Annotated in this window: 16 protein-coding genes; 3 read left to right on the top strand and 13 right to left on the bottom strand. The window is 31.3% G+C overall.

Annotated elements, in window-relative coordinates; genetic code table 11:
* Position 1: 1 nt before the first annotated feature.
* The 3 genes from AC4FRF_RS16785 to AC4FRF_RS16775 form a co-directional block, all read right to left on the bottom strand.
* Positions 2 to 2350: a T9SS type B sorting domain-containing protein gene (locus AC4FRF_RS16785; protein WP_491161328.1), complete on the bottom strand. Its 2349-nt coding sequence runs from the start codon at positions 2348 to 2350 to the stop codon at positions 2 to 4.
* 76 nt (positions 2351 to 2426) lie between these two features.
* Complete coding sequence (locus tag AC4FRF_RS16780; RefSeq protein WP_491161326.1) at positions 2427 to 2831, bottom strand: response regulator; 405 nt, start codon at positions 2829 to 2831, stop codon at positions 2427 to 2429.
* The gene (locus AC4FRF_RS16775; protein ID WP_491161324.1) at positions 2821 to 4632 is read right to left on the bottom strand and encodes a PAS domain-containing sensor histidine kinase; all 1812 of its coding nucleotides are present in this window, start codon (positions 4630 to 4632) and stop codon (positions 2821 to 2823) included. Before AC4FRF_RS16775 ends, AC4FRF_RS16780 begins: the two co-directional genes overlap by 11 nt.
* 330 nt (positions 4633 to 4962) lie before the next feature.
* Between AC4FRF_RS16775 and AC4FRF_RS16770 the strand changes: the two genes are divergently transcribed.
* Entirely contained in the window at positions 4963 to 6027 is a 1065-nt protein-coding gene (locus AC4FRF_RS16770; protein WP_491161322.1) for a hypothetical protein, read from the top strand.
* A gap of 8 nt (positions 6028 to 6035) precedes the next feature.
* Complete coding sequence (locus AC4FRF_RS16765) at positions 6036 to 6905, top strand: hypothetical protein (protein WP_491161320.1); 870 nt, start codon at positions 6036 to 6038, stop codon at positions 6903 to 6905.
* On the opposite strand, the gene AC4FRF_RS16760 is transcribed toward AC4FRF_RS16765, so the two are convergent.
* Positions 6902 to 10630 carry a metallophosphoesterase gene (locus tag AC4FRF_RS16760; RefSeq protein WP_491161318.1) on the bottom strand — a complete coding sequence of 1243 codons (3729 nt, stop codon included), beginning with the start codon at positions 10628 to 10630 and terminating at the stop codon, positions 6902 to 6904. The two genes, AC4FRF_RS16765 and AC4FRF_RS16760, sit on opposite strands and share 4 nt — an antisense overlap.
* Before the next feature lie 25 nt (positions 10631 to 10655).
* On the opposite strand from AC4FRF_RS16760, the gene AC4FRF_RS16755 reads away from it, so the two are divergent.
* Positions 10656 to 11846, top strand: a complete 1191-nt coding sequence (locus tag AC4FRF_RS16755) for a Pycsar system effector family protein (protein WP_491161316.1) — start codon at positions 10656 to 10658, stop codon at positions 11844 to 11846.
* On the opposite strand, the gene AC4FRF_RS16750 is transcribed toward AC4FRF_RS16755, so the two are convergent.
* The 9 genes from AC4FRF_RS16750 to AC4FRF_RS16710 form a co-directional block, all read right to left on the bottom strand.
* On the bottom strand, positions 11843 to 14203 hold the full coding sequence (locus tag AC4FRF_RS16750) for a GAF domain-containing protein (protein WP_491161314.1): 2361 nt from the start codon (positions 14201 to 14203) through the stop codon (positions 11843 to 11845). The genes AC4FRF_RS16755 and AC4FRF_RS16750 overlap by 4 nt on opposite strands.
* 85 nt (positions 14204 to 14288) lie before the next feature.
* Positions 14289 to 14534: a DUF1660 family phage protein gene (locus AC4FRF_RS16745; RefSeq protein ID WP_491161312.1), complete on the bottom strand. Its 246-nt coding sequence runs from the start codon at positions 14532 to 14534 to the stop codon at positions 14289 to 14291.
* A gap of 199 nt (positions 14535 to 14733) precedes the next feature.
* The gene (locus AC4FRF_RS16740) at positions 14734 to 15792 is read right to left on the bottom strand and encodes a nucleoid-associated protein (protein WP_491161311.1); all 1059 of its coding nucleotides are present in this window, start codon (positions 15790 to 15792) and stop codon (positions 14734 to 14736) included.
* A gap of 92 nt (positions 15793 to 15884) precedes the next feature.
* On the bottom strand, positions 15885 to 16424 hold the full coding sequence (locus tag AC4FRF_RS16735; protein ID WP_491161309.1) for an IS1096 element passenger TnpR family protein: 540 nt from the start codon (positions 16422 to 16424) through the stop codon (positions 15885 to 15887).
* A 104-nt stretch (positions 16425 to 16528) separates the two neighbouring features.
* Positions 16529 to 17131 (bottom strand): HPP family protein, encoded by a 603-nt coding sequence (locus AC4FRF_RS16730; RefSeq protein WP_491161307.1) that lies wholly within the window; start codon positions 17129 to 17131, stop codon positions 16529 to 16531.
* Positions 17132 to 17141: 10 nt separating this feature from the next.
* A complete protein-coding gene (locus AC4FRF_RS16725; protein ID WP_491161305.1) occupies positions 17142 to 18416 on the bottom strand; it encodes a chloride channel protein in 1275 nt (424 codons plus the stop codon).
* Between the two features lie 114 nt (positions 18417 to 18530).
* Complete coding sequence (gloA2, locus tag AC4FRF_RS16720; protein ID WP_491161303.1) at positions 18531 to 18920, bottom strand: SMU1112c/YaeR family gloxylase I-like metalloprotein; 390 nt, start codon at positions 18918 to 18920, stop codon at positions 18531 to 18533.
* A gap of 2 nt (positions 18921 to 18922) precedes the next feature.
* Positions 18923 to 19183: a hypothetical protein gene (locus tag AC4FRF_RS16715; protein ID WP_491161301.1), complete on the bottom strand. Its 261-nt coding sequence runs from the start codon at positions 19181 to 19183 to the stop codon at positions 18923 to 18925.
* 3 nt (positions 19184 to 19186) lie between these two features.
* Positions 19187 to 19744, bottom strand: coding sequence for a sugar O-acetyltransferase (locus AC4FRF_RS16710; protein ID WP_491161299.1), 558 nt, complete (start codon positions 19742 to 19744; stop codon positions 19187 to 19189).
* Between the last annotated feature and the right edge of the window lie 319 nt (positions 19745 to 20063).

The following is a 20063-nucleotide window of genomic DNA, read 5'->3' as shown; positions in this document are numbered from 1 at the left end:
ACTATCTTTTTAATGAAAAATGACCTTTTATATTTTTGCCATCTTCAAAAATTAGATTAAACCAATAATCATCAGCGGGGAGTAAATATCCATTAAGAGTTCCGTTCCAATTCAGATTTGAGGAGTTGAATTGTTTTATTAATTTACCGAAACGATTAAAAATGGTTATAGTAGCTGGGGGTAATAAATGTAAATTTTTAATAGTCCATGTATCATTGTATCCATCACCATTTGGTGTAAAAAAACGCGGATAATCTAAAATTATGAACGAAAACGGATTGGATAAACCACAGCCGTTTTTATCACGGGCTAGAGCCACGTAGTTTCCTGCTGCAATATTAGTAAATTCAGGACTGTCTTGGTAATAATTTCCATCTAACGAAAACTCATAATTGCCAGTCCCTATATATTCAATAGTCACGGAGTTTTTATTTCCAGCAAAATCATTTACTTTAGTTCCCGTTATTGTTGCAGGTTCTGAGTTTATAATATGAAATGTTTTAGTAGCTTCACAATTATCAACATTAGTTACTGTTACGGAATAATTTCCTGCCGTATTGATTATTATACTATTAGTAGTTGCTCCTGTATTCCATTGATATTTTGAATAAATAGCATCTACTGTTAAACTCAAACTACTATTGTTACACAATGGAATTGTTTCTTCTGCAAAATTGATTGGTTCAAACACTTTTACTTCAAGTGTGATAGGAGTAATATCGTAACAACTAGCTCCATTAATGACTCTTGCATAAATGATTTGCTGATTTTTAGTTGTATTGGTAAACAAATTAGGAAGAGCATTGGTTTGTGTAATGGCATCTGTTTGGGTTAAGTAATATTGGACACTTAGACCATTTGGTAAACTGTTTAGCAGTTGCGGCGAAACATCATTGTTTAAGTCAAATTGGTAAAAACCATCTTTTATACTATCGTCATCACAAACTATTATTGGTGCTTGGTTGGGAATTGTTTCATTAGAAAGAGCTAAGGTTAATTGAGCATAATTTACACAATTATAAGAATTGCTTACTTTAGCAATTAGTATTTGATTAGCCGATTTGTTACTATAATTACTAGCATTAAGAATGGGATTGCTATTTGTTTTGGCATCGCCTATATTTTCATAATAAGTTACGTTACTTAAAGTTGTATTGTTGTTTTTTATTTGAGCATCAGCTTGAGTTAAATCAAAAATAGCTTTACCGTCTTTGTCTAAATCACATTGAGTTAGGATAGTGTTATTTAAAACAATTTCAGGAATATATTCTACTTTTACTTCATTTGTTGCAATACAACTGGATGGGTTTAGTGTTACTTCTACTTTGTAAGTTCCAGGACTTTTTACTGTATATGAGGGATTGTTTTCTGAAGCTAACAATGCACCATCTTTATACCACCTGTAAGTGTTTGTAGGAGGTAAATTGGTGTCTATTATATAGTCATCACCAAAACAAATAGCATTGTTTGTAGCTAATAATCTATCGCTTCCTAAATCAATGGATGAATTGAAACTGGCTGCTTCAAGAAATATTGCCGAATCATAATAATTAAACGTATCATCGCCAATAACTAATTTGATATGATAAGTTGTTCCTGGTACAACACTTGTTTGAGCAGTTAAAACTTTGGTTTGTCCAGCATAGTTTATAGGACTTGTATTGGTTGGACTTGTATTGGTTGGACTTGTATTGAATTGACCAAAATACGATTCGTTTATAGCGACACAAGTGCTGGTGTTATTATAGACGTCTGTAAAACTTATTGCAGGATGAATGTTCATTGACGAAACAGCTGTTGTTGTTCCTGGGATTACTGCTAAGTTCTGGTATGCAGTTGTGCTACCTTTTACTTTAATTAAAAAGGCAAAACCATCCGAATATTTACAAGGATAATCGTCTTGATATTCATTTGAAGCAAAAATATAATTGAAACTGATAAAATTAGTGGCAGGAGTAAAGTCAAATTCAAGTGTGCTTGCATTAATGGAGTTCATGTTTAAGGCTTGGTTCAAATCGGAATCACCTACCCAAGAATTGTTTCCTCCTCCTAAATTTCGAACAAATGGCCCCACTGATTCTGTACTGCTCCAGGTACTTAAAACAATTCCTGATTGAAAAGGAAATGCCCCTGAATTATTAGTAAAAGAACCGTAGCTGTTTTTTCCGGGAGTAAATAAATCTCCTGAAACCGTTTCGTTTGTGGTTGGAATACAGGAACCGTTGTTTGTTAGCAGGTTTACAAGTGTAGTAGCATTTTTAGTGTCGTCAACACTAATGGATTGTGCCCGCAATGGCGAGCTTATAGTATAAAGTAAAAAACAAAGTAAAGTAATTGTTAAGACTTTCATAGTCTTACAAAGTTACTATAATTATCTGTTTTTTATTTAGTTGGATTTTGGGTTTATAAAAGTTTTATTCAAGGTTTTAACAAACTTCATTTTCAATTATAAATGAAGTTAGTTTTAGTTTTTCAGAACTCAAAGGCTTTACAATATAGTTTTTTACGGTTGGATATTTTTTTGCCATTTCTAAATCGGAAGGATCGATGGAAGAAGAAACAATAAAAACCAATATTTTTTTTGCAAATGAAATCAAGTTGAATTCATCTAGAAATTGCCAGCCATCAAGCACAGGCATATTCAAATCTAACAAAATAACATCGGGTAATTTTAAAGCATCATTTGCATTGGTTTTTAATTCGTCTAGAGCTGTTTGAGGATTATGGAATGCTGTTATTTCTTCACAAAAATTATTTTTTGCTATAAGCATACTCATTAATTTTATAGATAATTTATCATCATCTATAATGTATGTCATTTTATTTTTCATTAAAATAGATTTTAAAAGTACTTCCTAATCCTTCTTCACTTTCTACTTCAATTTTTCCTCTCATAGCCTCAATCTGATTTTTAACAATAAACAAACCAATGCCTTTAGCGTCTTCGTTTCCGTGGAATGTTTTGTACATGCCAAATAATTTGTGTTTGTTTTTTTCTAAGTTGATGCCCAGTCCATTGTCTTTGAAAGAAACAATGTGAAAACCGTCTTTAGTTTCGTAACTTATTTCTAATTGCGGATTTCGATTTGGTGATTGGTATTTGATAACATTGGAAATAATGTTCTGTAATATGTTTTCTAAATAAGCAGGAATTACATTAATGCTTAAATGATCTGGAATAGTATGGGTTATTGTAATTTTGTTTTTAAAATGAGCAGCTATTCTTTTTAATTCTGCGGTCAAATAAACGTTTGTTTTTTTGATAGAAATGTTTTTTTGAATGGTAATAACCTCATTTAAATTTTCGATTGTTTCGGATAGTTTTTCAGTTCCTTCTTTAAACATATCGATAAAAGTCAGTTTTTCAGTAGGGTTTTCCGTATTTTCAATTACATTTAAAACCATTTGTAAATTACTGGTGTGCGAACGAATATTGTGTGAAACAATATGTGTAAAATTTAAAAGTTTATTGTTTTGCTGACTCGTAACTTCTAAAATTTTATTGAGTTCAATTTCTTTTTCTTTTGCTATGGTAACATCTCTACCGGTACCAATAATTCTAGTACATTTTCCTTCATTATCAAATACTGGAGAAATATTTAATTCAAGCCAATATTTTTCATTTTGCTTGTTGTAATGTTGAAAAACAGCTTTAATTTCTTTTTTGTTTTCTATTGCTTTATGGATACTCTCAAGACTAATAATAGAATCATTTATTTTTGGACAAAAGGAAAGAAAATTAGGTTGCTGGCCAATAATTTCTTCTAATGATAATCCTGTAAGTTTAGTGTAGGCTTGATTTGCCCAAATGGCTTTTCCTTCGGCATTTGTAATAATAATGCTATCAGTAGTTTCAGAAGCGACTAAGGATAATAGGCTTAGATTATCTTCTATTTGTTTGTTTTTGGTAATGTTTTTAAAAAAACAAACCAAATAACTTTGATTGTCAATTACGAATTTTTTTCCAGAGGATAACTGAATCGGAACAATCGATTTGGTCTTAGTTTTTAGAGTAGTTTCTGTAGAAAAATAAGTATTGAGTTTTATCTTGTTTTTTAAATAAAATTGAATTTCAGCTCTTTTTTCAACAGGAAATAAGATAGAATTATGAAAACCAATTAACTCTGTATCTATATAACCACTGAGTTCACAGCTTCGGTCATTGCAATCAGTTATTATTCCGGTTTTGGTATCTATAATGATAATAGCATCATTGGTACTGGAAAAAACAGAAGCATATTTTTCGGCAGCCAATTCCTGGGCAATTCTTTTTTCTTCTTCAAGAGTAATATCTTTAAAAGTTCCATGAATCCGACTGATTTGGTTATTTTCAAATTCAACCTGACAAATACATTCAAGATGTTTTGTTGTTTGTTGCGCTGTTATGATTTGAAGTTTTCCACAAACAGGCGCTTTTTGAACAGCTGCTTTTTGAATAAGTGTTTTTAAACAAATCAGATTTTTTCGATTTATAAAAGTCAGCGTGTTTTTATAATTGGGTACGAAAAATTCTGAAACTTCAAATATTTTTTTGGTTTTAGCATCCCAAAAAAAAGTATTTGTAAGTAGGTTAATATCCCATTTTCCAATTTCAAAAGCTTCAATACTATAAAATTCCTGTTTAGTTTTCATAATAATTTATTAAAGCGGATAAGGTTTGGTTTTTGGGGGTGTTTTGTTAAAAAATATTTGAACGGCTGTTTTTTGTATGCATTGAAACTAATATGTAAAAAATAAAAATACTTAACAATGTTACGGTACACAAATAAAATCGATGAACAACATCTTTATTTTTAAAGTTTTTTTTAGGTTTTAAACAGTATATAGCTTACTGTTTGGTAATCAGTGGTTAAATAGATTTTCGCTTGAGAAGTTTATTTTTATATTTTAGCTGTTTTTGGCTGTTTGTTTCCAATTAAGCTTTAAAATAATTAGTGTAAATTTGCATAAATATACCTTTTAATGAGCGAGATTTCCCCTTTGTTTAAAAAGCCGAGTTACCCAATAAATCACTTTCTTTTTGATTATCTAGAACGTTTTGATAGAATTTCTAAAGTGGCCATCTGTTATGATGATTTGCTTCGGTTTTCGGGTTCAATTAATGTTTACGATAAATTTGATAATGATACTTTATGGGCTAGAGTTTTTTATAATGAATTTGAAAGAAATGAAATAGATTTGAATTTAAAGAAAATTTATTCGTTGCTACATTCAGATGGAAATTCGGATATTATAAAGTTTCTAAATGTAGATGCAATTGACTATTGTACTTTTGGAAATTCAAAACCTTTTAGAATTAAAGTGCGAAATGTATTGAATGATAATTATGTTCATTTTTACATTAAAAAAGCCGATGCTTCTAGGATTTATGGTTTAGAATTAGAGCATATTCTGTCCCCAGATAAAATTAATTTTTTAGTCTATCAAGACACTTTAATCGAGGAACATATTATAGGAATCCCAGGTGATGTTTTTATGGAAAGCTTGCTACAAAGTTGTTCAGAAACCGAAAAATCTCAGATTGCTAAAGAGTTTGTAAAGTTTAATGAACGCTGTATGATTCGGCTTTTAGGTGATATGCGAGCGTATAATTATGTTATTGTTCCCATCCATGATTTTGACCAAGTTGTATATAAAATTAGAGCTATCGATTTTGATCAGCAATGTTACGAAGGGAATTTTAAGATTTACCGACCGCAATTTTTTAAGGAAAATTTTCCAATGATTCAATTAATCAAAGAAAAATTACAAGATAGTTCTATAGAACAATATAAGAATGAAGAACGTGCAGCTTTAGCCAAAAGAATTCTTTCTGCAGAAACTAGAATTCAAAAAATTCTGCGTATTATGGCTAATGATACGATAGCTCCCGAGGCGCATATTAAACAATTAAAAACCGAATTGTACCGTTATACGAACGATTTGAATTTTAAAAATGCAACTACTATGGGATATGTCTTGAGTGCCGCATTCAAGTATGTTACTAGGAATTTCAAACATCCGGATTTGTTTAAACCTGGTTTTTAATTTTTGCTATGAAAAAGATATTTCAATTACTTTTATTATCATCTGTAGTCGTTTTTTGTCAAAGGAATTCTTCGCTGTTAACAGAATTAGATGCTTTGCCAAAGCATTTAAAAGAAGTTTCAGGAATTGTTTATTCCAATAGTTCTAAGTTAGCTTGGGTACTTGAGGATAGTGGAAATGCCAATAAAATATATGGACTAGACGGTCATGGAAAACTAAAACAAACACTAATTATTGCCGAAACAAAAAATATCGATTGGGAAGATATCACTAAGGATAGTAAAGAAAATTTATACATAGGCGATTTTGGTAATAATACCAATGAACGTAAAGATTTGGCTATTTATAAAATAGCGAAAGATTCTTTAAACAATATATCCGTTATTCCTTCCTATAAAGTAAGTTTTGCTTATCCGGAGCAAATTCATTTTCCGCCCAAGAAAACAAAATTGTTCTATGATGTTGAAGCGTTTATAGAATATAAAAACAATTTTTATTTGTTTACAAAAAACAGAAGTAAAGGTTTTGATGGAACTACATTTTTATACAAAGTGCCTAATAAAGCTGGATTTCACCATGCGCAATTGTTAGGAAAATTTAAAGCAAAAGGAGATTATGAAAATGCAGCTATTACGAGTGCTGCAATAAGCCCTGACGAGAAAAAAGTAGTTTTATTGAGTCACAGTCATCTATGGATTTTTGAAAATTTTAGCTCCGAAAATTTTTTCTCAGGAAAAGTGAATCAAGTAAATTTGAAGCACTTTTCCCAAAAAGAAGCTATTTGTTTTAAAGACAATAAAACGCTTTTAATAGCTGATGAAAAAACTAAAAAAATAGGAGGAAAGCTTTATCAATTGCACTTAAAAGACATTGATTAGAAACCAAATCCGAGACCAAAACTAATACGGGCTTCATTATCTGCACTTTTAAAATAACTTAAACGAGCAGTTATGGTGTTCAGTCCATTAAGCCATAAACCGCCACCAACAGCCTGATGCCAGTTGTTCGAATCTTCGCCATTTAACCAAACCCGGCCATAATCATATCCACCAAAAAAGCCATATGACATTGGGATAATACTACTTTTTATTTTTCCAATGGCTAAACGAAGGTCACTACTTTGAAAGAAAGATTGATTTCCTATAAAACGTTGATTTCTAAATCCTCTTAAATCAAAATCGCCTCCTAAAGCAGCAGCTTGATAAAATTCAAAATTATCATTCAAAATCGTTTTCCCTTTTAATAAGGTTGCAAATACAATTTTGCCTTGAGGATCTATTTTGTGATTGAAATTGATTTTAGATTCTAAAGTTGGAAAATTTTGTTTGCTATTGTTTAAATTCATTTTCCAGTTGGCAGCAATCATAAATCCCATTCCCATTGTTGGGAGCGAGGCGTTGTCATAATTTTCATAGCTGTATTGTACTGTTGCACCTGCAAATTGCTGGTTTTTAAAAACCCCTGGATTTACAATGTTTGGAATCGAAATAAAACGACCGGCTGTATTTTCTACATCAAAGTTTTCATAAGCTATTTGCAAACTTAAACTACTTCCTAAACGTCCTGTTTTTTCTATTTTTGGAGCAAATTTTAACATACTAATATGTACACGGTTGTAGTTCATTCCATTTTCTTCATCTGTATTTTGAGTGTTATTTCCATATCCAAAATAATTAATAGCAAAATTTGGACTTGTAAACTGAGAATCAAAACCAAAGTTCCATTTTCCAATCAATTTAGGGACATCTAAATGATAATCCAATTCGAAACCATCAGTAGCAAAATAATAATTTGCCTTAAAAGTATGTTTTAGAGTGTATGGGTTTTGTTTGAAATGATTAACGGTGTAATTAGCTAGTATGCCTAATTTTACGCCATCATCGGGATTAAAACCAATGGATGGTAAACCTGAAAAAGCATTGTATTTTGGTTTTTCATAATTATAATAATTGGTTTGGTAATCGTCGGTTAATACTTTGTTTGTTTTGGAATCAGTATTAAAAGTATTTTTTTTGGTTTTAAAATCAATGATACTAATGTTTCTGCCATTGGTAATAGTATAATGATCATTATTTTGACCACCAATTAATTTGATTTGAATAGGCGATTTTTTAGACTCTTTTAAATCAAAAGAATCTTCATCATCTAAACCATAAATCCAAATGTTTTTAGTAACATGAGAATTGAAGGTTTTGTTGTAAATTAGTTCATTTTCATCTTTTTTTATTCTAAAAACTGAAATTTCTATTTCATCTTTCGCAATAGGTTTAATGTTAAAAAGGTCTTTTTTATTGGTACCAACTAGAATTGCAGTTTTTTGTAAAACCCGATTGTATGCATTAGCATAATGTGTTAATTGCGCTTTTCGTTGTTTTAATTTCTGCTTTATAGATGTTATTGTTTCGTCTTGAACTTCTTTAGGTAAATTATCGAAAGCACTGTCAATATTAGTGTCGCTTAAGTTTTCTTGAATAAATTTAGCTTGTGCAATCCAGTTTTCGGCTTTTGATTGCTTCAATAAAGCTAAATCCAAAGGATACGGTTCTCTATTGAACCATTTTACATTTTTAATGTCGCTTCTAAAACTTTGCATGTGTCTTAGTGCAGGAATGTTCATTAATAATGATAGTAAAGTACCATCATATTTGGAAAATGCCTGATCACGATCTCTTGGAATAGGTTTGTAGATAATTTTGTCTCCTACTTTATACTCTGCCCAGCGCCATTGATCATAATGTCTATCCCAATCCCCAATGAGCATATCAAATAAGCGTGCTTTGATGTATTCATTTTCATCAACTACATATTTTTCATCTTTCTGTAAATTTCCCAACAGTTCATCAGTTCCAATAATTCCTTTTGAATTTCCAAAACTGGCTAGTTTCTTTTGGCTGTCCGAAGGTCTTTCTTCTACTAAATATAATTCGTCCCCAAAATTGCTATTGAATTCACCCAATCTGTTTTGTTTAGGAATATAAAAAAGCTCTGGATTGCTGTGAAATACGCCAATTTCATCAGCTAAATTTCCAACTGCTAAAGGGGTATAAGGATGTGAAGTGGTATAAAAATCATATAAAAAGTTTTCAGCATAAGTGTTTTCAAATTGATTTTCTACAAATTGGTCTTTGAAGGCTACACTTTGCAAAAATCGACTCACACTCTTTTTTAAAGCACGCATTACATATTCTTTTCCTGATGCATCTTCTAGACGTAAAGATTTAGATTGATGACCGCCACCAGCTCTCATAGGATTAACACCCCCAAAAAGCGTATCCAATGAAACTACAGGAACATTGATTAAAGTGCTGTAATATTTACGATAATGTTTACCAAAAAGAAAATTGTAAAATCCGCTTTTATTTGTCATCTCATTAGTATAAACGGATGATTTTTTATTGTTTGCAAAGGAATTCGGATATTGTTTGGTTTGTTGCCGTTTGGGTTCTAAAACTGTTTTTTCAAAAATGACTTTGGTTTGATTCTTTTCAATTCCATAGCATTTTAATATCGCTTTGCCATCATCATAAATTGTTAATGTAACAAATCCATTTTTGCCATAAGAGAAATCATTAGGATATATGGCTCTTGCTGCCTCAGATTTAGAACCCGCTCCGCTAATGATTTGTTTGATATTTTCGTTTTCTATGTATTGCAAATTATGGTCGTGACCCGAAACTACAATTACGTTGTCTTGCTTTTGCAAAAGAGTTTTAATACGTTTTACTAAGATTTGGTATTGCTTGTTTTGAATGTCTTGCGGACTAATTCCGGATGTTTTTCTTAAGAAATTGACAAAAGAACCAATTATTGGTAAAGGGATTTTTTGTTCTAATGGGAAAAGTTGTTTTTTTAGTGAAAATTGTCCGCCATGTGTTCCATTGCTCATCAACGGATGGTGAAGTGCCAGAATGATGGTTTTGTCCTGGTTTTTATTTATGATGCTTTCTAATTCTTCAAAAAAAGCTTCGCGAGTTTTTATGGTACAATCATCATTCATAGTTGGAGTTTTATCCCAATCTTCTAAAAACCATTGACTATCAATGGTAACCAAACAAATTTGATCGTTTATTTTTTTATCATCAATTGGGCAACCATCTGCTGGTAAAAAAGCTTTTTTATCATCCAGATAATTATTGACTATTTTTTCTTGACTTTTTAGTCCGCTAATGCCAGAATACCAATCGTGATTACCAGGGATAAAAATTGTTTTTCCTTTAAAACCTTTAGAAATAGCCAATTGATCGGTTAATTTTTCTAGAGCTATAGCATACCCTTTTTTATCTTTTTTATCGGGCATTCCTTTAGGATAGATGTTGTCTCCAAGGAATAATAAACTGGCATTTTTATCCGATTGTCGAAGTTGTATTTGCAATGCGTTAAGAATTTTTTGAGCATTTTCCTGATCAGCATTTCCGGCATCCCCAATTAAAAAGAAACGATGTGCAATTTTTGTTGTATCCTTGTCGTTTATAATTGTCTTTTTAGCTGAATCTTTGCCAAATTGCGCATGATAAGTGGTGCAGGATGATAGAAGAAAAAAGTAGATCAGAGAGAATGAAAATATTTTATTTTTGATGAATCGCATAACCGAAAACAATTTCATAATTTAGTAGTATAAAAATTTACTCATGAACTTTTCAAATCAAGTACAAGATTTTGTTTATAATTTACTCAAAGATAAACTTTCTAGTTCATTTATTTATCATAATTTTAACCATACTTCGGATGTAGTTAAGGCTGTAAAAATCCTTTCTGAACAAGAGAAAATTAAGGTGTCTGATATAGAAATCCTTGAAGTTGCTGCTTGGTTTCACGATACCGGTTATGTGCAGGGGTTTGAAGAGCATGAAGAAAAAAGTGTGGCAATTGCTACCGATTTTTTAACTCAACATGAAAAATCTAATGAGTATATCAATCAAGTAAATGCCTTGATTAGAGCAACAAAATACCATTATACACCACAAAATATTCTTGAGAAAATAATTAAAGATGCCGATTTTTATCACTTTACTTTGACTAACTATGCGGAACGATGTGAGCTTTTAAGAGGGGAGTGGGAAAGTATAAAATACAAACATGCTACTGATTTAGAGTGGGCTCAAGAAAATTTGAATCTATTGAAGCAATGTCATCAATATTATACAGATTATGCAATTGCAAATTGGCAACCATTAAAAGAAAAGAATATTAGCTTAATTCAAGAAAAAATAGCCAAAATGGAAGAAGAGAAAGCGATTAAAAAAACAAAGAAAAATAAAGCAGAAAAAGCATTAAAAGTTTCTAAACCGGATCGTGGGATTGATACTTTGTTTAGAGTTACTTTAAGTAATCATACTCGATTAAGTGGTATAGCTGATAGTAAAGCTAATATTTTATTATCAGTAAATGCTATCATTATTTCGATTGCTTTATCTTCAATTGTGCCTAAATTGGATAGCCCAAGCAATGCACATTTGGTAATTCCCACCTTTATTTTGCTAACATTTAGTGTAATTTGTATTGTTTTTGCTATTCTTTCTACGCGGCCTAAGGTAACCAGCGGCACATTTACCAGAAAAGATATCGAAGACCGAAAAGTGAATTTGTTGTTTTTTGGTAATTTCTATAAAATGCCTTTGGATGAGTATGAATGGGCGGTCAATGAAATGATGAAAGACAATACCTATTTGTACAACTCAATGATTAAAGATTTGTACTTTTTAGGAATTGTTTTAGATAGAAAATACAAATTACTTCGAATTACCTATAATATATTCATGTCCGGAATTATAGTTTCATTCTTAGCTTTCTTTTTTGCTTTTTATTCAACCAGAGTTTAATGCAATGTTTCTAGTAATTCTTTGTAGCTGTATTTATTATCGAAATTTTCATCGGTATTCATTACTTTTATTCTAATAGCTTTTAAGCCATAAACTCCTTGTAGTTCTTCTACTTCGAATTGTTCGATTTTGGGTTCCAATATTTTTTTAAACTGTAGAAATTTAATGTATTTTAGATACTCTACTTCTTCGTATTGATGCGAATACACAATGGTAATTTTTTCTTTTTGTGTAATTCTTTCTTTTGTTCCTTTAATATGGGCTTTGTCAATGCGTTTTTTTACCACTTCGTAGCGGGCATTGTAAGTACCATCAACATCAAAACGTTTTTCATCCATTCTAAATCGAATGGAAATGGGAGAACTAAAAACTAAGATTAAGGAACTCACTTCTAGTGTGTATGGCAATACTTTTTTTAGACGATGATGTTCTAATTCCATTTTGCATAAGGTTTGCAGTTGCCACAATCTTAAGTTATTTAGGTACATAAAGTCAAAAGGATGGTTAGGAGCTATTGAGGCGCCAATGTATAAATTATGTTCTACACCATCTGTTTTAAAACGTTCAAAGTAATGCGGAAAGATGCTTTGAGCCTCAATTTGTTCGTTGTCTAATACAGTAGCCATTTTTTTGTTGATAATGCTCATTGCATCGTCAAATTGCTTGCGAGCATGATAAAAAAGCTTCGTTTTAGGATCTAAAAGTTCAAAATAGGAATCAATTAAAGGTTTTTCATCTTTATCAACAAGTGTGTTATTCAGTAAAGGATGAATTTCTTTTTCAATATAATTTTGAATTTGTTGTTCAGTATCTGCTTTTAATTCGTTTTCTAAATCACTAAAAAATGAATGCAATTCAAATTTTCGTTGTTCTAATAAAGCAAATTTGTTGATAGCCTTAGATTTTTCAAAAATAGTCAATATGTGTTGCAATTGATTTTTTAAATCCTCTTTTACCGTATTGTTTCTATGTTCCGATGAACCGTTGATGTCTATTTGTCCATAAAGAGGATATACTTCTTTAAAAACTATTTCTTTAAAACTGTATTCTTTATTACTGTCATTGGTTTGCAAATATTTTTGAGCTTCTGCTTTAAATTTCCAATAAACACTGGAATGAATTGCTGTATATTCACGTTGAATAATAGCTTCAATTTGATTTTGTAAGTCCGTATTATAGCGTTCTAAAGTATCTATAATATTAGGTAATATTAAGTTTAGATTATTAGCATTTATACTGTTTAATTGTCTTGGTGTAGCCGAAACGAGCTCAATAACTCCTAATAATTTGTTGTTTTTTATAATGGGTGTAAAAATGCAACTTTTGATATTTTGTTCTAATAAGACGGTAGCAAATTCTTCGTTTCCAGGGATTTTGGCAAAATTTTCTACATTGGAAATCGAAATGGATTCTTTTTCTTTCAGAAGTTTGTTTAAGGAACATCCTAAAAAAGCATTACAACATTCCATTTCACTTTTGTTTTGAAGAATAAAACTACCAATATTAGTTTTCTCAAAAGGTAATTTGGTGAATTTATTTTCTTCTTCGTTGTAAATGCTGATTCCAATTCTTAAATCGGGAATTTTAAAAAAGGATTTGAAAATACTTTCCGAAGTTTTATTGTCTTCTGGTTCTTTGTTTCTTTTTAAAAGGTTGCTTTTTAAATTAGAAATAGCACTTTCTTTTGTTGCATCAAATAAACTGATAATTCCGAAGCCTTTTAAAACCCAGCTTTCCAGCGGGAATTTTTCTTTCCATAAAGCCACATTATCAAAGTTGTCCATGAGTTCATCAATTTCATCTTGACTTAATGCTAGTGCTTTTTCAGAAGGGTAAATTTCTATAAAATCGGCATTGTAGAGGATGCGATAATGATTGATAACGCCATCAGTATCTGGGATATCATAAAACAAAGGTTTGTTGTAATCAAAATTTTGATGGTAATAGGCGTTTAAAATTAAGATACAACTTAGTACATAAAATTGATCTTCGCTAAAATCGCGTATTATTAAGTCAATATCACCAGCGTTTTTAACTATTTTTTTGAATCGCTTGCTGTAATTGAAAGTAATATTTTGAAACGGAATGGTAACCGCTTTGATTTCGTTGTTAGTTAGTGCTGTAGGAAATAGATCAGCAAGTAAGTTGCGAATGATTTTTTTGTTATTTACAATAATAGAAAAATCTTCAATTCCAGTTCTAAGTTCAGGAATAGACTCAACTTCCTTTAATAGCGACTTGGCATAATGAGAGCGATAATCAACATCTGATAGAGCAATTTCTTCTAGAGACTCAATGAGTTTATGAAAAGAAATTAAGGTTTTAAAAGGACTCTCTTTAAATAAACGATGATTCATTTTACTTTTTTTGTTAGTATACAAAAATAGTGAATTATCTTGATTGATGTTTTTTATTTAAGAGTAGAAATTTGTATTCTTAATTTTAATGCTGTTTAACCAAATGTTTTTTTTGATAAAAATACTTTAAAGCTTGGTTTACCTCTTTTAATTCTGGAGTCAAGTAAGTAATATCTCCTTCTTCATCATTCGTTAATTCCATATTGCATCTTGTGCATTTGTATTCTTTTAAATGGTTGGTTATGTTTCTAGAAGTAACAATTTTATGATCAAAAATGGAGCATAAAATCTTCTTGCTTGTGATAAGCTTTTTTATTGTTGTTATATTCATAATAAAAGCAGGTTAATTTATTTTGGGAAACATAAAAATAAATAAATTATAGATAAAAGTGTATTAAAAATCGATTAAAAGCGTTTTTTAATAATTTCATAAGTATAAACTTTCTTTAAAAAGTATTTAGTTAAAAAAAATCTCCAACTGTTTTAACAGATGGAGATAGAGGAAATAGTGAAATTGAAATTTGAAATAACTAAGATTTTTGTTCTTTATTAAAATATACTAAGTAATAGTACATTTGTTTTTCTTCATCCCAGCCCTTTTCAACAAATTTTTCAGCACTTTCAGGATTGATAAAATCCATTTTAATTTGAATGTTAGTATCGAGATTAATAACGTTTTTAATAGACTTTCTAGCATCGCTTACAGCGGCATTTGCAATGGGGAATGAAGTAACATCTTCAATACTGTATTTTTCACCTTTATCTACTTTGTAGTTTTTAAACTCAGGGATCAAATCCGGATTGTCTAATACTTCGTTTAAGAAATTTTGTTCTTCAAATTGATCGTTTTTTGCAAAGTAATTTACAGAGCGGTTCATGAACATTACTTCTTCTTTTTTGTCCTCGGCAGGGAAAACAACATCTTTTGCAAAACCTTGGCAAAATTTCAAATATTTTTTAGTGATGAAATTCTCGTCTTCAAATGCATCTACTGATAAGAAATGTTCTAGCCAATAGCGTGCATCGTAACGGTTGCTATCAACAGTTAATATTTTGTAGCCTTCTTCTTTTTTATGATTGAAAATCAAACAACCTTTATCTAATTTATTCAAATTGATTCCTTGTTGTAAAATCATTTCTAGATTAGATTCTTTTTCTTCAAATTGTAAAAAGTCGCTTTGCAACTCACTTTTAAAAACGCCAATAGCATCAACTACATTATTATCGATGTTGATGTTGGTTAAATAAGTCACATAAACTTCCCCATTTTTAATGTGTGGGTGATTGGATTGTTCGAATAAGTGTTTGGTGATGTTTTTAGAAACTTCATGCAAATTGCTTGGGTTGTCAAATATTTCAGTGGCATACTTGTACATGTCATTGTAATCCAAATCCACTTCATGGGCAAACTGAAAATAATTTTCTTCCTTTTCTCTAAAAGGTTTGAAAAAGAATTCTTTTATAAGCGGAACAATTTCGTCTTGAAGATTAAAAGGTTGCTCAGATAAAAAGATAGCCTCATTTCGGCTTTTATTTCCTACTCTGTGAATAGAAAGCGTCTCGATGTGCGTGTTGAATAAGTTGATCATGTGTTGTTTTGTTTTTAGATGCGAGAGCCAAGAAAAAAGACAGTTTTTTGAAGTCTTTCATCTTGGCTCTTGATTCTTAGTATCGGGTTATTCTAGTTCCAATTTTCTTCAAAGCCGTAATCTTCGTAGCTGTCGTCTCCTTCAAACATATCCATGTCGTCTTCGTCTAGGCCATCTTCAAATTCGTCATAAAAATCATCTGCATTGTCGGCTTCAAAGTTTTTTTCTAAAGCTTCATCGGGCATTTCGCCGTGAGAGAATAAAGTTTCTGGATAAATAGCTCCTGCACTTTGCTCTTCGATTGCGGCAAGTTCAACTAAAAAAGTCCACATATTAATAAAATCATATACATAAATGATTTTAGTGTTTTCTTCGTCAAGAATGTCCGAAAGTTTATAATCACTCATGATTCGTTGTTCACCAGGAACGTCGCCAGTGTCAAAAAGTGAAATTTCATCTTCTTGATTCCATGTTTCATCACAGGTGTAAAAAGAAGCGACTTCCATACCATCAAATCCAAAGGAGTTGAAGATAGCATTGTGTAAATCTTCTAAAGTATCGTCATCTAGTATAGCGATATCTCTGAAAATATCTTCTTCTGCGTCTAAGATTACTCTAAATTTATAAACCATAATCGTTGTTTTTATAAAAAAGTCAAAGGTACATTTAATCCTTTTTAATCCCAATGCGATTAGTTAATTTTTATAAAAAAAAGAGGAAGACTGTTGGCTTTTAATTAGTTGCCCTTGATGAGTCGTTTTATTGTTTTTAAGTAACGTTTGTGGTAAGTGCTGTGTGCAGGATACTTACGGCTTGAGGTCATATTGTTAAAAATTAAAGCAGTAAACAACAAGATAAGTACTCCGCTTAAAACAGGAGATAGTACGTACCAATAGCCTAAATTTTTGATTTTTTGGGTTCCAATTACGGCAATTAGTGCCGTTGCTCCTCCGGGTGGATGTAGTGTTTTAGTTATTTGCATTAAAACAATAGACAGAGAAACCGCTAGAGGAGCAGCTATGTATAAAGTATCTGGAAATAAATGATGTATGGTAACGCCAATAATAGCTGAAATTAAATGTCCTCCAATAAGATTTCGAGGTTGTGAGAAGGGACTTTCGATGATTCCATACACCAATACGCTGGAGGCACCAAAAGAACCTATTAAATAAACAACATCTTGTTGGGCGAATTGTTGGCTTTGAAAATAAGAAATAAGTCCTATTCCTACGAAAGAGCCTAGAAAAGACCAAAATTGTTCTTTGTAGTCAATTAATGTTTCTTTGTAAAGGATGTAGCGGGTTTTGCGATAACCGCTCTTAATTTTGCGAGTTGGCATGATTTTAAATTTAAATACTAGGAACAAAAGTGTACACCGTGTTTGGGTAAATCATTTTGGCGGTATATTTAGAAATAAAGCAAACAGCTAGTATTGGAAAAAACAAAGTATAATTATTAGTAAGTCCGCAAACTAAAAAGATGGCTGTAAATGGAGCGTGGATGCTAGCGCTTAAAACTGCAGCCATTCCAATGACCATAAAATTAATTGGGATAATTTGAGTGTCAAAAAAAGTATTAAGTACTGAGGCTACTAATAAGCCTAAAAAGGCCCCAATAAATAAACTAGGAGCAAATACACCTCCATCGCCACCTGAAGCTAATGTAATGGAAGTAACGATTGGTTTTAGAAGTAAAATGCCTAGAAAGCTAAGTGCTAGTGTAAGCGTTAAAGGAATCTCGTTATTCGCATTGATAATTGTTTTTATAGCGTGATATCCTTCTCCATACAATTGTGGAAAGATAAAAAGTGAAATGCTTAAGATTGCCGAACCCATAATGATTTTGTAATAGTGTGTTTCAATTTTTGAAAATTGCGATTTGAAAAACATCACACATTTGGTTAAATACACCGAATTGATTCCAGCTAAAATCCCTAATAAAATAAAGTAAGGGATAGCTCTTAGATGCCAGGTCGTGATAGCAACCGAAAACAAAGGGGTTTCTTTTAAAAGTGTCAATAAGCCAAATGCAATACAAACGGCAATTAAGTTTGAAATGACAAAAGCACGGGTTACTTTTCTTGAAATTACTTCTAAGGCAAATAAAATACCAGCGATAGGACTGCTAAATAAAGCAGTAATTCCTGCGGCAACGCCTGCGCAAATCAGTTCTGTTTTGTATTGACGAAAGATATTCTCTTTTTGTTGTGCTACGGAACCTATGGTGGCTGTGGCAACTACGGTAGAAACTTCTATTCCTGTAGAACCTCCAAAAATAACCGTTAGTAACCCATTTATAGTATGAGAAGGAATTTTATAAGATGGAAGATTTTTGCTTTTAGAATTAGTGCTTTCAAAAACCTCTTTGATGCCTTTATTTTCTTTTTTCTTAAAAAGATACTGACGCAAAAAGTAAATAACAGATAAACCAAAAATAGGAAAGAGGATATAAAAAAACGGATTTCCATTGGCTTGATGAAAGAATATCTCCTCGTAATATTCGGTCATTTTTTTTAAACTGATTCCTAAAAATGCTGAAAGAAAACCAATTAGGATAGAAACAATAACTAGTTTTCTAAGTTTGATGTATTGATGATTTTTTTTGATTTGCGCCGTTTTATTCATCAGAACTAATTTTTGTATAACAAATTGTTAAAAAGGATTGTAAAATTAGCTAAAAAGAAATGATATTTAAAAAAACGACCTTGTTTTGTTATAATAAAATTGAGTTAAAAAAAATCAAAGTTCATAAAATTCAATGGGTAAGCTATCAGGATCGGCAATGAAGGTAAATCGTTTTTGAGTAAATTCATCTACTCGAATAGGTTCTACTTCGATATCTTTAGTGTGTAATAATGCAACGGTTTGGTTTAGGTTCTCAACTGCAAATGCCAAATGGCGTAATCCTCTGGCTTCTGGTGCCGAAGGTCTTTCGGGTGGATTAGGGAAGGAAAACAATTCAATGCAGTAATTGTTATTTATTGCTAAATCAAGTTTGTAGGATTTGCGTTCTGCTCGATATACTTCGCGTACTATTTTTAATCCAAGAATTTCGGTGTAGAACATTTTGGATTTTTCATAATCAGAACAAATGATGGCTATGTGATGAATTTTGTTTAGTTGTAGCATTTCTATTTAAGATAAGTCATTTGGGGTAAATTGGCTTCTGGGTTTTGTGCTAAAGCTTCCGAATGTAATTCTTTAATAAGAGCTTTGGTGTTTGCTACCGAATCAATTTTAAACAGAAATAATACTTCATCGCTGTTATCTGCGTTTTGCCAGAGTTCTTCCAGATACATTCCGTTTGATGAATGAAAGGCTTTGTCTTTTTCTAAAACCTCTTTGATAATTTCAAAAGGTACATTGTTGAGTTTTGCTAAAAGGTGTGGCATGATTTATTTATTTAGTTTCCGAATGACTTTTGCGGGATTGCCTACGGCAAGAGAATTTTCTGGGATGTTTTTAGTAACTACTGATCCAGCTCCAATGACGCAGCCGTTTCCAATTGTTACTCCAGGACAAATTACGGTATTGCCACCTATCCAACAATCGTTACCTATAGTTATTGGTAAGGCATTTTCAAGTGTCTTTCTGAGCTCCGCATCGAGTGGGTGAGTAGCGGTATAAAGTTGTACTGCAGGAGCAAAAAATACATTAGAGCCAATGGTCACAGTGCTGCAATCTAGAACCACGCAATTGACATTGAAATACACGTTTTCTCCACATATAATATTGTAGCCATAATCACAATGAAAAGGTGGTTCAATGTACAAATTGGATCCTGCATTTGGAATCAGTTCTTTTAAAATTTCTTTCGCTTTTTTTGTCAATCGGTACTCTGTTACATTAAGTCGGTGTAATAAATTTTTAGCTCTTCTTCGGTCTTTTACAAGGGTAGTATCACCAGCTAAATAGTGCTCTCCATCGATCATTTTTTCTTTCTCTGTTTTCATATTTTAAGAGGCGTTTTTTTAGTGTTTTTTGAGGGTGTTTTTTGAGTGCTTTTTTTGGTTAAAAAAAGCTGTTTTTCTTTTGTTTTTTTAGCGCAAAAAGTCTGGTGAAAAAAGATGAGTGTGGGTTCTGTTTTTTACTCTGATTTTGCTTCTTGTAAATATAGAATAAAAATGCAAATCTGTTCTCATGCTGCGAAGACTATTTCTTTTTATAAATGTAGTGTAAGTGTAAATTGGGGTTTTTAAACTAGAATTTGGTAGCAGAAAACAGGAATGGAAAGAAGGTGTTTTTGAAGAGGAGAAAAGCTTTTTTTGTGTT

This window comes from Flavobacterium sp. ST-158 (assembly GCF_058309975.1).
This window is presented reverse-complemented; position numbering and strand designations above follow the sequence as displayed.